Genomic DNA, 14,774 nt, shown 5'->3' with positions numbered 1-14,774 from the left:
CGCACCAGGCACGGCTTTTGCACGCGTTACCATTGGCTACTTTCGCTTTTCGGCCTGTCCGTGAGCCGGCGAGCGTTTCCCTCACTCAGATCCTCTGGACACAACCATGAACATTCTGCAAAAAATTGCCGCGACAGCCGGCTTGCTGACCTGTGCGCTGGGCGCAACCCAGGCCCAAAACAGGGAGCTGGTCGTCGGCTCCAGCGCCACCTACCGTCCCTTTGCCTATGAGAGCCCGACCAAGGAAATTGTCGGCTACGACGTGGACATGATCAAAGCCATCGCCCAGAAAGCCGGCCTGCAGATCAAGATCGTCAACACCCCCTGGACCGGCATCTTTGCGGCCCTCAACAACGGCGACGTGGACCTGGTCATCTCGGGCGTCACCATCAACGACAAGCGCAAGCAGTCCTACGACTTCACCGCCCCCTACTTCGAAGCCCGCCAGTTGATCGCCGTGCACAGCAACAGCACGGCCAAGAGCCTGAAAGACCTTGCCGGCAAAAAAATCGGCGTGGTCACCGGCAGCACCGGCGACGACATGGCCTCGCGCGAATTCGGCAAGACCAACCCCGACATCCGCCGCTTTGAAAGCACCCCGGTCGTGATCTCCGAGCTGGCCAACAACGGCCTGGACGCCGCCATCGGCGACAACGGCGTGATCGCCTTTCGCGCCCAGGAACACAAACAGCTCAAGACCGTCAGCGACGCGAGCTTTCCCAAGGAATACTTCGGCATCGTCGTGAAACAGGGCAACAAGGCGCTGCAGGACAAACTCAACGCAGGCCTGGCCGCCGTCAAGGCCGACGGCAGCTACGCCGCCATCTACAAGAAATGGTTCCAGGCCGACGCTCCCGCGTTGCCCGCCCAGTAACCACCAGGACACCTCCTTATGGAACACGTCCTCTGGTTCGGCTGGTTCCGGGCCGACATCATTGCCGAGTACAGCGTGCTGTTCTGGCGCGGCCTGCAGATGACCATCATGGTGACACTGATCTGCATCGTGCAGGGCACCTTGCTGGGCCTGGCGGTCGGCATGGCGCGCGTGGCCGAATCGCGCCACTCGCCCGCGCGCGCGATCTGCAAATACGCCCTGCGCTGGCCCTCTACCGTCTACGTCAGCTTTTTCCGCGGCACGCCGTTGTTCGTGCAGATCCTGCTGATCCACTTCGCAGTGCTGCCGCTGTTCATCAACCCGACTGACGGCCTGATCATCTCGGGCGAGACAGCGCGCGACATCAAGCAGAACTACGGCGCCTTCCTGTCCGGTATCGTGGCGCTCACGCTCAATGCCGGCGCCTACATTTCCGAGATCTTCCGCGCCGGCATCCAGTCCATCGACAAGGGCCAGGTCGAAGCCTCGCGTTCGCTGGGCATGTCTTTTCCGCGCACCATGTACCACGTCGTGCTGCCGCAGGCTTTTCGCCGCATGCTGCCGCCGCTGGGCAACAACGCGATCTCGCTGCTGAAAGACTCGTCGCTGATCTCGGCGATTGGTCTGGCCGAACTGGCCTACGCCGCGCGCACCGTCGCCGGCGCCTATTCACGCTACTGGGAGCCCTACCTCACCATCTCCCTCATGTACTGGGTGCTGACGCTGGGCCTGGCTTACCTTGTCAAAAAACTGGAGGCTCGTTATGGACGAGGTGATTCGCGTTAAGCGGCTGACCAAGCAGTTTGGCCACACGCCGGTATTGCGCGGCATCGACTGCGCCATCAAGGCCACCGAAGTCGTCTGCGTCATCGGCCCTTCCGGCTCGGGCAAAAGCACTTTTTTGCGCTGCCTGAACGGACTGGAAGACGCCAGCGGCGGCGAGGTTCTGGTGCACGGCGTGTCGGTGCACGAACCCAAGACCGACGTCGATGCCCTGCGCTCGGAAATCGGCATGGTGTTCCAGCGCTTCAATTTGTTTCCACACAAAACCGTGCTGGAAAACATCACGCTGGCGCCCACCAAGGTGCGCAAGCTGACGGCACTGGAGGCGCGCAACCGTGCCAGTGAACTGCTGGTCAAGGTCGGGCTGCTCGAAAAGATCGACGCCTACCCCAACCAGCTTTCGGGCGGGCAGCAGCAGCGCGTGGCAATTGCCCGTGCGCTGGCGATGCAGCCGCGCATCATGCTGTTTGATGAACCCACCTCAGCGCTCGACCCTGAAATGGTCGGCGAAGTGCTGGCCGTGATGCAGGCCCTGGCCGAAGAAGGCATGACCATGGTGGTCGTCACCCACGAAATGGGTTTTGCCCGCCAGGTGGCCGACCGCGTGATGTTCATCGACGAAGGCCTGGTGATCGAAGAGGGCTCACCGGCGGAGATCTTTGACAACCCCAAGGAAGAGCGTACCAAGCGCTTTTTGAGCAAGGTGTTGTGAGACAGCGCGCGCCCGCTCCTGCGGGCACGCGTTTCTCCCAACAAGGTTCAGCCATCCAGAGAGGTCGCCATGCCTGCAACCCTCCGGGCCGTCCAGGCCGACATCACGAAACTGCAGCTTGACGCCATCGTCAACGCTGCCAATTCATCGCTGCTGGGCGGCGGCGGTGTCGACGGTGCCATTCATCGCGCTGCAGGGCCTGAACTGGTCCATGAATGCCGCCTGCTGGGCGGCTGTAAAACCGGCGAGGCCAAAGCCACCAAAGGCTACCGGCTCCCGGCGAAGTTCATCATCCACACGGTGGGTCCGGTCTGGCGCGGTGGCGGCAACGGCGAGCCTGAGTTGCTGGCCTCCTGCTACAGGCGCGCCATGGAAATCGCGGCAGCCAAAGGCGTTACGTCGATGGCCTTCCCCAGCATCAGCACCGGCATTTACGGCTACCCGATTGAGTTGGCTGCCCAGGTCGCAGTGGCCAGCGTGCGCCAGGCTCTGCAGCAACCCTCTTCCTTGACGGAAGTGGTGTTCTGCTGCTTTTCGGCGCAAGACCTGGCGGTCTACCAGCATGTGCTGGGCAAGGCCCTTGACTGCGGAGATTGACGCATGCCAGAACTTCCCGGCCTTGTCCCGATTGCATTCACCATTTTTTCGTATGTTGTCTGCGTCAAACTGGCGGCCTGGCTTTATCGCCGTACGCAACTGAGCTGGAAACACGCATTCATTTTCGGTGTTGTCCTGTTCATGGTTCTGTTCGCCGTCGGTGCTGTTGTCAGGTCGCTGGGCGCCGGCTCGGACCCCATACGCCAATCCCTTGTGGACCTGGCCACCGGACTGGCGGCACAACTGGGTCTGGGTGCATGGTGGCTCGGCTCGCGAGCCAGAACAAGGGCGGGTGCACCCCTTGAATTGAAAGGCGGAGCCTTGCTCGCCCTGATGACCTATGGGCTGGTTTTTTTCTTCTCTCTTGCGGCAGCGATTGCGCTGCCCTTCTTTGCCCGCATGGCAGGCAACGCCGTTTAGGTTCAGTACCCCGGCACCTTCAACACCCGCGCCAGGTAATCAAAAAACACGCAGTACAGCGCAATCGGCAGCGGCAGGCCCAGCAGGGTGCCCACCAGATAGTCACGAAACTTCACGCCAGACATTGCCAGCGCATAGTTCAGCGCCGGTACGGTCTGCAGCAGCGTGCGCAGCACCACAATGCTCGCCACCGGCCTCGCGTCCAGCTGAGCCAGCGTGCGTTGAGCCCACCGACCCTTGATCTGCCGCAAAGCGTCCCCGCCCATCAGGCGAATCAGCCAGAAGGTGAAGGCGCATGAGATCACGGCTGCGAGGTAAGTTGCCAGGCCACCCCACATCTCGCCGAGCGCCAGCACAGCCGCGGCCAGAAAAATCCAGCCGGGGATCTGGATCAGGTTGCCCAGCGCAAACAGCGCGATAAAAATCAGCAAGCCGCTGACTTCGTTGTCCAGGAATTTCTGGTGCAAGAAGACCAGGCTGAAGTTGTCGCGCAAACCGGAAAGCTGGAACACCGCCAGCAGCAGCCCCAGAAACGCGACCACGGCGATCAGTCTTTTGTAGCGGTGCATCTTGACTCTATTGCGGGTTTGGGCAGGGACACCGGCCGATTTTAGGCGCCAGCCAACCCATGGCCATCCAGCCAGCCCGGGGCCCTTTTTGCAAATAAATGCCATCAGCCTGTAAGAAGCGCCCGCCCGGCCCGACCAAACAGCAACACGCAGCAAGACTGCGGCGGAAATCCCGGCAATCCACTGGAAATCCGGGCGTTGCGGCCAGCACAAGAGGAGCATTTCATGAACACGTCCCGGCAGATCATCCACCCCGGCTGGTTGCGCGCCATGCACTGGCTCAACGCGCTGGCCGTGGTGGTATTGATGATGAGCGGCTGGCGCATCTACAACGCCACGGCCTTCCTGGGCTTCAGCATTCCCAAAGACCTCACGCTGGGCGGCTGGCTGGGCGGCGCGCTGCAGTGGCACTTTGCGGCCATGTGGCTGCTGTTCTTTAATGGCCTGCTCTACCTGGCGTTCAACATCGTCACGCGCCGGCTCTTTCACAAATTCTTTCCGCTTTCACCCAGGGCACTGGTCGCCGACTTGCTGGCGGCCCTCAAGGGCAAGCTGGCCCATGCCGACCCCAGCCACTACAACACCGTTCAGCGCCTGGCCTATCTCTTCGTCATGGTGGACAGTGTCCTGCTCGTCGTTTCGGGCCTGGTGCTCTGGAAGTCTGTGCAGTTTCCGCTCCTGCGCGAACTGATGGGCGGCTACGAAGGTGCGCGCCTGGTTCACTTTTTCGCCATGGCCGCGCTGGCCGCATTCGTCGCGGTTCACCTGGTGATGGTGGCGCTGGTGCCGCGCACCCTCGTCTACATGGTTCGCGGCCGCTGACCCGACGAACTGCCTAATCGCCGCAAAGCCGCAAGGATTACCCATGATCATCAAGCCCCCTCCCCGTATGGACATCGACAGCGCCGCCGTGCTGGGCGAAGCCGTTGCACGCATTGCCCACACCCGCAAGCTCGGCACGGCACGCCGCAATTTTTTACGCACCTCGCTCACGCTGGGTGGCCTTTCCATGCTGACCGGCTGCATGCTGGACGACAGCGAAAGCGTCAACACCGCTCTCGGCAAGATCTCGCGCATCAACGACGAAGTGCAGGGCTTGCTGTTTGATCCCAACCGCCTGGCGCCGACCTACCCCGAATCCATGATCACCCGGCCTTTCCCCTTTAACGCCTACTACGGCGAGGACGAAATCCGGGAAATCGAGGAAAGCAGCTACCGGCTGGAAGTCACGGGCATGGTGGCCGACAGGCGCAAATGGGCCCTGCCCGAGCTGCGCGCCATGGCACAGGTGGACCAGGTCACCCGCCACATCTGCGTGGAAGGCTGGAGTGCGATCGGCAAATGGGGCGGCGTGCACTTCGGCAGTTTCCTGCGTCATGTGGGCGCCGACCTGAGCGCGAAGTACGTCGGCTTCAAATGCGCCGACGACTACTTCACCAGCATCGACATGCCCACCGCGCTACACCCGCAAACCCTGCTGGCGCTGACTTACGACGGGCAGCCGCTGCCGCCCAAATACGGCTTCCCGATGAAGCTGCGCATGCCCACCAAGCTGGGCTACAAGAACCCCAAACACATCCAGGCGATTTTTGTCACCAACACCTACCCTGGAGGCTACTGGGAAGACCAGGGCTACAACTGGTTCGGAGGTAGCTGAGCACCGCTCAGAGACCCTGCAACGCGGGCAATCATTTAACGATTGCCTTTTTCATTCAACCCATCCATTCATTCACTACCACTCAAGGACAACACCATGAACAAATTGACTGCTTCCCTCCTGTCTGCCTGCATGCTCTTCGCCGGCGGCAGCGCCATGGCGCAAGACGCGATGAAAAAGGATGCCATGGGCAAAGACGCCATGGCCAAGGACGGCATGAAAAAAGATGCGATGGCCAAGGACCCGATGGCGAAAGATGCCATGGCGAAGGACGCCATGGCAAAAGATGGCATGAAGAAAGGCGACAAGATGGCGAAGAAGGACAAGATGAAAAAAGACCCCATGGCCAAGGACGCCATGGGCAAGGACGAAATGAAAAAGTAAGGCCGCTGCGCGCCGCGCCGCTTGCGGCCGGCCCGCTATGTCCCATCTGGGGCCGGCACAACCGGCTTGAGCCACAGCGCCGCGGCGTCAGCGGGCGCCATGCGCCGCAGGTTCACGTCCTGCCAGATGACTGCTGCGACCTCTTCAAGCTGGTCAGGCCCGACGGTGTGCCATCGCTGGTGCAGCCTTTCAGCGCAGCGGGCAATCCATTCGGGTGGGGTGTTTGTGTCCATGGGTAAATCATAGTTGAAGACTGTATATATGTACAGTACCATTGTTCTTCAAAGTGATTCCATAGAACAACCCAACCCAGAGACTGACATGCAGCTTCTACATGACCCGCCCACCAGGCCACCCTTCACCCCTGTCACCCTGGCCACGCCAGTCACTCCGGTCACCCGGCCAACACAGGGCCGCACCTCTGCAAACTGGCCGTTTTACGTACAAGCCCCGAAGCAGCTCTCAAGCGATGTCCGGGCAAACGCCTTGCGCGTCCTGGAAACCTCGGCGCGCTATTTTTTCAGCGCGTCCAGCGCGCGATAGTTTGCGCCCCTTGTTCCACCGCGTCCCAGATCGCCAGGCCGCGATGCTTTCACACAGCAACTTGCAAGGCGGCGCCACGATGGCGCTATGTTTTTGATAGCTGCTTGCGCCCGTCCTTATTAGCCAAAAACCCGATTTACTTGGGAGATTTGAGAACCGCCGGCAGGCTTCAGATACCAGGCCCATCAGAACGCCATGGACGCCTGCAGCCACAGCGTGGGCCGTTTGGCCGATGAGGCCGGGATGGAAGTCGGCAGGCCGCCGTCGGTGCGCCAGGCCAGCGAAGAACGCAGCTGCACACCCGCCAGTCTGGCATTCAGGCCAAAACCCGCGCCGGCCAGCTGGCGGCTGTTGGAAGCCGCCGCGCCGAAAGGGTTGCGGTTGATGGTGACCTTGCCCCAGTCATAGAACACGGTAGCCTGCACATTGGCCATCACGTTGTGGCGCAACTCAACCGTGCCGCGGTAACCTTCGTCGCCGCCAGCCTCACCCTGCGGATAGGCGCGTACGCCGTTGACGCCGCCCAATGAGAACTTCTCGGACGAATCCAGGTTTTTGCTGGCCAGCTGGCCCGTCATTGACACGGCCAGGAAGGTGCTGTCGGTAAAGCGCTGCAGACGGTTGGCGCCATAAGAAACACGGGTGTAACTGCCGCTGGACTGGGCCGAGGCCGCGTCAATGGCCAATGCGGTGGGCGAGTTGATGCGCAGGTTGCCCATCGCCACCGACAGGTCCAGGCCGGTGATGCCCCCGCCGCCCAGGGCATCTTGCAGGTTGCCTGAAAGGCCGAAGGTGGTGACCAGGACTTTCTTGGGTGTGAAGGTAGAGGTGGCGTCTACATAGTCTTTGAGCTGCTTGTCTTCCACCGACACGGTGCCGTTCAGGTTTTTAAGCTGGCTGCGGATGAAGGGGTAAGCGGCAAACACACTGGCGGAGGTGGCCGTGCCATGGGCCTGCAGGGTTTCAAACTCCTGGCCCAGCTTGTAGCGGGTGTCGAAGTAGGCGGCGCCTACCTTGAGGCCGTCGCTACCGACAGGCAACTGATAGGCCAGCCGCGTGAAGTTCAGGTTGCGGCCGCTGGTCAGCGCATTGACGGTGAGCTGGTCACCGATCTTCAGCGGGCTGACAAGATTGAACGTACCGGCCACGCGGTATTCGCCGGTGTAGCGGCTGCCGTAGTTGTCGACCACGACATTGCCGCTGTAGGGCTTGGCCGGGTTGACCTCAATCAGCAGCTCGGACGTGCCCACGCTGGCGCCGGGCTGCAGCGTGGCGCGCGAGCTGCTCACGCCGGGCGTGTCTTGCAGCAGCAGCAGGCCGCGGTCAATCTGGTCGGACTTGATGACGTCGCCGTCTTTGACCTGGCCAAGGTAGGCCTGCGCGCGCTCGTCACTCAGCAATGACTGGTTGTTGATCTTGTGGCTGGAAATGCGCCCTTCAATCACGCTGATGGTGACAGCGCCATCGGTGATGTCCTGCGCGGGCAAATAAGCGCGAGCCACGGCAAAACCCTGGCGGCGGTAATACGCGGTGATGCGGCGGGCGGCGGCACTGAGCTGGCTCAAGGACTGCTCGGCACCTATGAGGCCGGCCACCAGGGGTTGCAGCTGCGCGCTGGGGATCTCCTGGTTGCCGGTGATGGTGATGGACTTGACGAGCACCTTCGCCTCGCCCTTCTGGCTGAGGTCGGCTGACTCTTCGATGCGCTGCAGCGGAACGCTCTGTGGCGGCGGCAAGGCGGGCGCCTGCTGCAGGTCGCGCAGCACCTGACCGGCGTCAGGGGCTGGGGCAGTCTGCGCCCAGGCGCCGGTATGCAAAGCTACCAACAGGGCTGAAGCCAGCGCGGAAAGGGGTAACGAATCCTGTTTCATTTTTTCGCTCTACTTTTCTTAATACTCATCCAACACAAGCCACTGCTCCTTCATGGCAGCTGACCATCCATACACCCCATCGCCCCCCGGGCCATGGCTTCGATGCCCCGGGCGACATCCTGCAATTGTGTGTACCCGACTCTCATGCAGCCATACTGCGGATGCAGTACGTCCAGCGTGACCGCTCCGGCAATGTCGCAGAGACCGCTCATCCTGTATGTCCCCATTTTTAGGGACATGAAACCAATCGTAACTATATCTGCCGGTTTTGCCTGTAGCACAAATGCGCTATGAGGCCCACCCTAATCCGTCGCCCAACGGCGCCCCAATTGATGTAAGCGCTCAGCCCAACCAGGGATTCCCTGCAGGCTCCGAAATGGCCAGGCCGCGCGTCCAGCTTGCCATCGTTGGGGGACGACTTGGCTTTCGCGGAGTCATTGCTACATTTTTAATAGCTGCTTGCGCCCGCCCATAAATGGCTACAGCCCGACTGAGCTAATGAAGAGCCATGAAAATGGTTTATTCACAAGTGGCACGGCTAACGCTTTTGGGCATCAATAAACCGCAGCTGACGATACTGACCAGCGAGTTCGACAGCCTGGCGTTGCCGCTGTCACCGCTGTTGCCGTTACTGCCGTTGCCATTCCCGCCCGCCTCATCGTCGCGGTTGTCGGGCTCAATGAAGCTGGCGGGGCCGCTGTTGACCGTCTCGCGGCTGGTTTGGTAGATGGTTTGCAGCGCGATCCTGTACTGCACTGTGTCTGGCGTGCCGGGCGTAGTACTGCCTTTACTGGCAGTCACCAAAGGCAAGCCAGTGGCCAGCAAGGTAACCACACCCGTGCAGGCTGCCTGCGCAGAGTCTCACCGCAGGCCCACCAGGGCCTCGCCTACCCCGCCTCCTCCCCAAGCTGCCGCCTATTCGCCTCTGTCCTGGCGGGCTGCCTCTGCGGCGGCATTCAACGCCTTCATGCGCGCGCCATCATCCAGTATGTTGAACGGATCGTCGTCCACCGCGCTCGATATGCTGCCTGTGCCATCTCCATTGGCGCTATCGGCGCCACCCGTGACGCCACCCATGGCATTGCCCGTGCCGGCAATGGTGTTGAGCGCGGTCACATAAGGCCCATCCAGCGCTGCCGTCACGCCGAAAAGGGATGCAGGCAAAGGCGGCGTACCGGTCATCGTCAGCGTGCCGTTGGTATAGACGACGTTGTAACCCAGGGCCGATGCCAGCGTGCCCTGCGTGATGGCATGTGTGGGGCTGGTCGTGGCAGCGCCTGTGGGCGCCGACAGCGCACCGTTCAGCGCAGTTGCCGCGGTGTCGCCCGCCACCAGGCCGCTGTTGACGGTGTAGGTGAGGGCCGGGTCGGCGCCGCCGTATGCCTTGCTCACGTTGTCGCCGCTCACGTTGAGCGTCGGCACAACGCTGTAGACAAAGCGGTTACCGGTGAGAGAGGCCATTGACGCATCGCTGGGCGCATTGGCGGCATAGGTGCGGCCAAAGGCGTTGCCGGTGGAAACCAGGCCGCCCAGGGTGCTGGCAGCCGGATCGGTCGAATACACGAGGAAACGGCCGCCCGCGCCAGGATTGAGCGCGCCAGCCCCGGCGTTGTTCACAAGGTTGCGCCCGGCGGCCAACACCAGGGAATCATTGGCCGCGCTGCCGGAGGTGACGGTGTTGTTCAAAGTGAGGTCGCTGGCCGCCCCTGTGGTGCGCACCAACACCTTGCCGCTGGCAGTCAGCCCTGCTGTGTTGACGGTGCCAATGGCCAGCGCACCGGCCTGCGAGTAGCTGGCGTTGCCTGTGTTGCCGGCCAGCGTGGTCACCGCATTGGCGGCGTTGGTCAGTGCGTGGCTGCCCGTGCCCAGCAGCTCCAGGCCGGTGGCCGTGATGCCCGCGGTTTGTGTGCTGGTACCGGCGGTGCTCAGCGTGAGTTCGCTGGCCGTCAGCGCGCCGTTGATGGCGATGTTGCCACCGGTCGTGATCAGCTTGAACTTGTCCTGCGCATTGCCGAAGGCGTTGTCGACCGTGATGCCGGCCGCGGATGACACGCTGACTGTCTGCGCAGACCCGGCGTTAGTGCTGATGGCGAGATTGCTGGTACTCAGCGCATTGGCGGCAGTGAGGCTGATGTCGCCCGCAGCGCCAGGTTCTGTGGTCGCCAGCGTTTGCAGGCCGGTCACATTGGTGCCCAGCGTGATGCTTTCCCGTGCGGTCGCGTTAAGCGTGGTGCTGGTGATGTTGTTGGCCGCGCCATTGGCGTCAAGGATGGCTCCGAGCGAGGAGCTGAGAGTGACCGAGCTGCCGGACACCGTCTTGACCGCCAGGGCGAAGGCAGCGGTGACGTTCACCGCGCCCGTTGCACTGACGTTTTCCAGGGTGCCGCCGTTGGCCAGGTCCAGGTTGACCTGTGAACCGGCGCCGCTCGCCACCGCAACGACCGGGCCGGTCGTGTAAATGGTGATGGGGCGGGCGGTGCTGGCGCCTATGCTGCCGTTGCCCGCCTCCAGGTAGACCGAGCCACCCGAGAGGGGATTGATGTTGGTCTGGACAGTTTGCGTACTGATGCCGCCCGTGGCCACCATGCTGAAGCCGGCGGTGCCCGCAGTCGTACCCGTGGCGTTGCTCAAAAAAGGCATGTAGGAGCCCACCATCAAGATATTGCCCGTGTTGGCGATATCGACGCGGCCGGCGCTGTTGAAGCTGCCCTGGAAGCTGGCGGTGGCGGCGGTGTTGCGAAGGGTGATGTCGCCCGATGTACTGTTGTTAAGTCTGCCGAAATTCTGGATCTGGTTGCCTGCGTTGGCCAGCGTCATGCCCCCGAAACTGGTGGCCTGCAAGGTGTTCGCGACGATGGCCTGGGTTTGCGACAGCGCGCCGCGGCTTAGCAGCGCAACAAGACCGGTGCCGGACTGGGTGATGCCGGCCGTTCCGTCCACCGTCCCCACCGACAAGGCAGAGTAGGAGCTAACCTCGAAATTGTTCGTTCCGTAGGCGCGACCGCTGACCTGGCTGATCTGGTTGAGTGAGTTGTCCAGGATGACGGTTTGTGCATCGGCCTTCAGGTTGGCAACCGTGAATGCCGCTGTTTGCGAGATGCCCGAACCTGCAGCGTTGCTGTTTATCAGGCTCAAGCTGGGTGCGCTGGCCAGGTTGATCGCGCCGCCGGTGTTGCCGATGACTATGCCGCCTGTATTGGAAGTGCTGCCGATCGCGATCACCGACGCGGTGATCCGGTTAAGCTCGGCGTTGCTCAGGTTCATGGCGGCGGTTTCTGATGCGCCGCCGAGTGTGATCGGCTGGTTGGCGCTGAAGATGTCCGTGTTGACCAGCACCTTGCCCGCGCCCGCGTTGACGGCGGAGCCGATGTTGATGCGGTCGCCCAGCAGCGTGATCGCACCGCCTCCGCTGGTGATGCTGGCGCCGTCGATGTTCAGGGCGTAGCTGCCGGCCGGCGCAATTGCACCCGTAGGAAAATTCATTCCGCGCAGCGTCATGGCCGCCGTGTTGGAGTTGATGCTGCCGCCGGTCAGGCTCACGGCATGACCCCCGCCCATAGAGCTTGTCCCACCGAGGTTGCCGATCATGGTGATCTCGCCGGTCGAGTTGATGCTGCCGCCCACCATGGAGATGCCGGTAATGTTCGCCGTTCCCCCGTTCGAACTACTGAACAAACCCGTACTGTTAAAACCAAGCCTGCCCGCGACGATGTCTGYGCCGGCATCGATGAGGACGCCGGAGCCGCTGATCCCGGCAGCATTTAACGAGGACGATCCGTCCAGCGTGATGCTGCGCAAGGTGCCGGACTGCACTTTTCCTCTTGCTATCAGGCCCTTGACCTCGGTGGCGGCACTACTGACACCGGCCCGGCCGGTAGCGGTGATATAGCCGCCGGTGCTGGATACCTCCGAGCCGGTGCCGAGTTCCACGCCGGCAGTACCTGCCAGGGAAAACAACCCTGTACGCCCGGTGATGTCGATATTGCCCGCACCTGTGATCCTGGCCAGAGAATCCAGCCGTACGCCGCGGGCCACCTGAGCGATGACCCCGGTCATGCCTACGTCACCGGCGATGGTGACGGTGCCGGTGCCGCCGGTCACGCTGGAATTGGTGACGACCACGCCGCCCGAAGAGCCGCCCGTGGCGCTGCCACCGCCATTCACCAGTCTGCCGGTGATGTTTATCGTTCCGCCCCCGCTGACGCCGATGTTGGTTTGCGTGGCGCCTTCATTGACGAGCTCGAGCGCGTGGTGGCTCGTCCTGGCACCCGACGCTTCGACGGTGATGTTTCCGGTGCTTGCCACGCTGGTGCCCGCCAGCTTCACGGCGCTATCGACGCTGTTGATGTTGGCATTGCCGCTGGTAAGCGTGGAGCGGTCCAGCAACACGCCATACTGCGACTGGTCTGTCGTGGTGCCGTTGATGGTGAGGGCGCCGGTGCCGGCGTTCACGGTGCTCTGGGACACCAGAACGCCCGAGCTCCCGGCCTGGCCCGCCCCGGACAGCGTGATCGCGCCTCCGCTGGTCTGCAGGACCGTGTTGCTGATATCCAGCGCGCCGGCGGAGTTGATATTGATCGTTCCGGCGCCGCCGGTCACGGAAATTGCGGAGGTCTTGATGGCCTGGCTGGCCGCGGCTGTGGTCACGCTCGCCGAGCCCCCGCCGGAAACCTTGAACGTCAGGCCGGCGCCATGCGTGCTGCCCGTGAGGTCGATGCCGGTACCGGTGGGGCCTGTGGTTCTGATGGTGAGATTGCGGCCACTGAGGAGCTCCACATCGGCATTGCCGAAGGTGCCCGCGACGTTGATCGAATCCGTGGCCTCGATAACCACGTCGGAACCCATCGCTTCAATCGTGTCTTCGTAAATGGTGTCGGCGGCCCCGCCTGTGCCGCCCGCGATGGTCATCGTGGCCGGGTCCAGCAGCCAGGTGCCGGTCTTGCCTCGCGGCGCCAGCGTGTTCACCCTGAGGCCCGGCAGGATTTTGAAGTGCGCGGCGCTTGTCTCGATAAAGCCGCCGTCACCGCCATCGGGGGCGCTGGCATCCAGCGTGCCGCCGATGTTGACCATGCCGTGTTCCATGTCGCCGATCAGCATGATGCGGCCGGCCTTGTTGGCGATGGTCTTCGCTTCAATGATGCCGGTGTTGTTGACGGTGCCCATGGTCAGGCTGTCCAGGGCTTTGGCCGAGAGCAGCACCTGCCCGCCATCGGCCTGGATGAGGTGTTTGTTCTCTGCCAGTGCGTTGATCGCACCCTGGTCGATGCTGTAGCCGAGCAAACTACCGTTGTCGAGGTTCAAGGTGACTTTGTTGCCCGCAGCCAGCAGCGCTGTTCCAAGGCTCGCGGTCATCACGCCTTCGTTGCGCACTTCGGGGGCCAGCAACGCCAGGTAACCACCGGGCGCGGCGTTCAGCGTGCCCTGATTCACCACTGAGCCACCGGAACCCGTGAACACGTTGTTGCCGGCCATGAAGTCGGCATTGCTCATGGAAAGGGTAGAAGCCACCAGGCCGCCGACGTTGACCTGAGAACCCGCACCAAACAACACACCGTTGGGATTGAGAATGAAGACCTGGCCGTTGGCCGTGAGGCTACCCAGCAGCTCGCTCGGGCTGCTGCCGGTGATGCGGTTCAGCGCAATCGCCTGCGCATTGGGCTGGTTGAATCTCAGCGCCTCGTTCGCTGCGGTAGACAGGGATGTCCAGTCGATGGCTACCCGCTGGGAGCTTTGGTTGATCGTGGTGGTGTTGCCGACCGTGGTGATGCCAGCCGCACCCGCGGTCACGCTGGCATTGGCCGCATCGGCAGCACGCGCCTGGTGCGTGACCACGGCAAGAGAAGTGAGCAATACCAGCGCTGCGCGGCAGGCGGTATTGAGCCTGAAGCCCGCGCCTTCGCCACCCCCTTCAGCCGATTCGGCCGGTGCCGAGCCGAACAGCACGCTGCTACGCGCAGAGCCGCCCTTGCTTTTGCCTCTGGCGTTCTCAGCCACAGCCACCCACAACCCTAAAGCCGCGTTCCAGACGAGGCGGTAAATACGGTTCATGCTGGCGTGGCTTTTCATGGAAGACTTTCGTTGACGGGCGGAACTTGCAGCGGACCAGGCGGTTCGCCAATCAGCCGGGCCCGCGCCCCGGCTGTTATGGAACGCTCTGGCCGACTGGCCGTCATCGTACGAATCACGAAAGCCGCTGTCTGTAGCACATATGCGCTACGCCAGATACCTTGAGGGGCCGCGTCCTGGACAGGATGTCGGGCTGCAGACCAAAAGGAATGGGCACGAACAGCTATCAAAAATATAGCGAACCGGCTGTTCGGGTGGCATGACGATCAGCACCGACGGGCAGCAAACAGGCCCTGCC

Annotated in this window: 13 protein-coding genes; 8 read left to right on the top strand and 5 right to left on the bottom strand. The window is 62.4% G+C overall.

The window, feature by feature from the left end; translation table 11 throughout:
- Window positions 1-106: 106 nt before the first annotated feature.
- From AC1DZE_RS08335 to AC1DZE_RS08315, 5 genes are all read left to right on the top strand, one after another.
- Entirely contained in the window at window positions 107-874 is a 768-nt protein-coding gene (locus AC1DZE_RS08335) for a basic amino acid ABC transporter substrate-binding protein (protein ID WP_477671900.1), read from the top strand.
- Between the two features lie 18 nt (window positions 875-892).
- The gene (locus tag AC1DZE_RS08330) at window positions 893-1,660 is read left to right on the top strand and encodes an amino acid ABC transporter permease (protein ID WP_457280527.1); all 768 of its coding nucleotides are present in this window, start codon (window positions 893-895) and stop codon (window positions 1,658-1,660) included.
- A complete protein-coding gene (locus AC1DZE_RS08325; protein ID WP_457280526.1) occupies window positions 1,638-2,369 on the top strand; it encodes an amino acid ABC transporter ATP-binding protein in 732 nt (243 codons plus the stop codon). Before AC1DZE_RS08330 ends, AC1DZE_RS08325 begins: the two co-directional genes overlap by 23 nt.
- Window positions 2,370-2,438: 69 nt before the next feature.
- Window positions 2,439-2,966, top strand: a complete 528-nt coding sequence (locus AC1DZE_RS08320) for an O-acetyl-ADP-ribose deacetylase (RefSeq protein WP_457280525.1) — start codon at window positions 2,439-2,441, stop codon at window positions 2,964-2,966.
- A gap of 3 nt (window positions 2,967-2,969) precedes the next feature.
- Window positions 2,970-3,386, top strand: coding sequence for a hypothetical protein (locus tag AC1DZE_RS08315; protein WP_477665833.1), 417 nt, complete (start codon window positions 2,970-2,972; stop codon window positions 3,384-3,386).
- Window positions 3,387-3,388: 2 nt separating this feature from the next.
- Here AC1DZE_RS08315 and AC1DZE_RS08310 read toward each other — a convergent pair whose 3' ends face one another.
- Window positions 3,389-3,955, bottom strand: coding sequence for a TVP38/TMEM64 family protein (locus AC1DZE_RS08310; RefSeq protein WP_457280523.1), 567 nt, complete (start codon window positions 3,953-3,955; stop codon window positions 3,389-3,391).
- Window positions 3,956-4,180: 225 nt separating this feature from the next.
- Here AC1DZE_RS08310 and AC1DZE_RS08305 point away from each other — a divergent pair, with 225 nt between their 5' ends.
- The 3 genes from AC1DZE_RS08305 (at window position 4,181) to AC1DZE_RS08295 (ending at window position 5,996) form a co-directional block, all read left to right on the top strand.
- Entirely contained in the window at window positions 4,181-4,777 is a 597-nt protein-coding gene (locus AC1DZE_RS08305; protein WP_477669225.1) for a cytochrome b/b6 domain-containing protein, read from the top strand.
- Between the two features lie 43 nt (window positions 4,778-4,820).
- Window positions 4,821-5,612: a molybdopterin-dependent oxidoreductase gene (locus AC1DZE_RS08300; RefSeq protein ID WP_477671898.1), complete on the top strand. Its 792-nt coding sequence runs from the start codon at window positions 4,821-4,823 to the stop codon at window positions 5,610-5,612.
- Window positions 5,613-5,708: 96 nt separating this feature from the next.
- Window positions 5,709-5,996 (top strand): pentapeptide MXKDX repeat protein, encoded by a 288-nt coding sequence (locus AC1DZE_RS08295; protein ID WP_477671897.1) that lies wholly within the window; start codon window positions 5,709-5,711, stop codon window positions 5,994-5,996.
- A gap of 35 nt (window positions 5,997-6,031) precedes the next feature.
- Here AC1DZE_RS08295 and AC1DZE_RS08290 read toward each other — a convergent pair whose 3' ends face one another.
- From AC1DZE_RS08290 to AC1DZE_RS08275, 4 genes are all read right to left on the bottom strand, one after another.
- Entirely contained in the window at window positions 6,032-6,229 is a 198-nt protein-coding gene (locus tag AC1DZE_RS08290; protein ID WP_477665830.1) for a hypothetical protein, read from the bottom strand.
- A 495-nt stretch (window positions 6,230-6,724) separates the two neighbouring features.
- The gene (locus AC1DZE_RS08285) at window positions 6,725-8,410 is read right to left on the bottom strand and encodes a ShlB/FhaC/HecB family hemolysin secretion/activation protein (RefSeq protein WP_477671896.1); all 1,686 of its coding nucleotides are present in this window, start codon (window positions 8,408-8,410) and stop codon (window positions 6,725-6,727) included.
- 519 nt (window positions 8,411-8,929) lie between these two features.
- Window positions 8,930-9,211, bottom strand: a complete 282-nt coding sequence (locus AC1DZE_RS08280; protein ID WP_477671895.1) for a hypothetical protein — start codon at window positions 9,209-9,211, stop codon at window positions 8,930-8,932.
- Between the two features lie 114 nt (window positions 9,212-9,325).
- A complete protein-coding gene (locus AC1DZE_RS08275; protein ID WP_477699943.1) occupies window positions 9,326-14,476 on the bottom strand; it encodes a two-partner secretion domain-containing protein in 5,151 nt (1,716 codons plus the stop codon).
- Between the last annotated feature and the right edge of the window lie 298 nt (window positions 14,477-14,774).

The organism is Polaromonas sp. P1_F1 (assembly GCF_056405795.1).
Note: the sequence above shows the minus strand (reverse complement) of the source record. Positions and strands in the feature narration are given on the sequence as shown.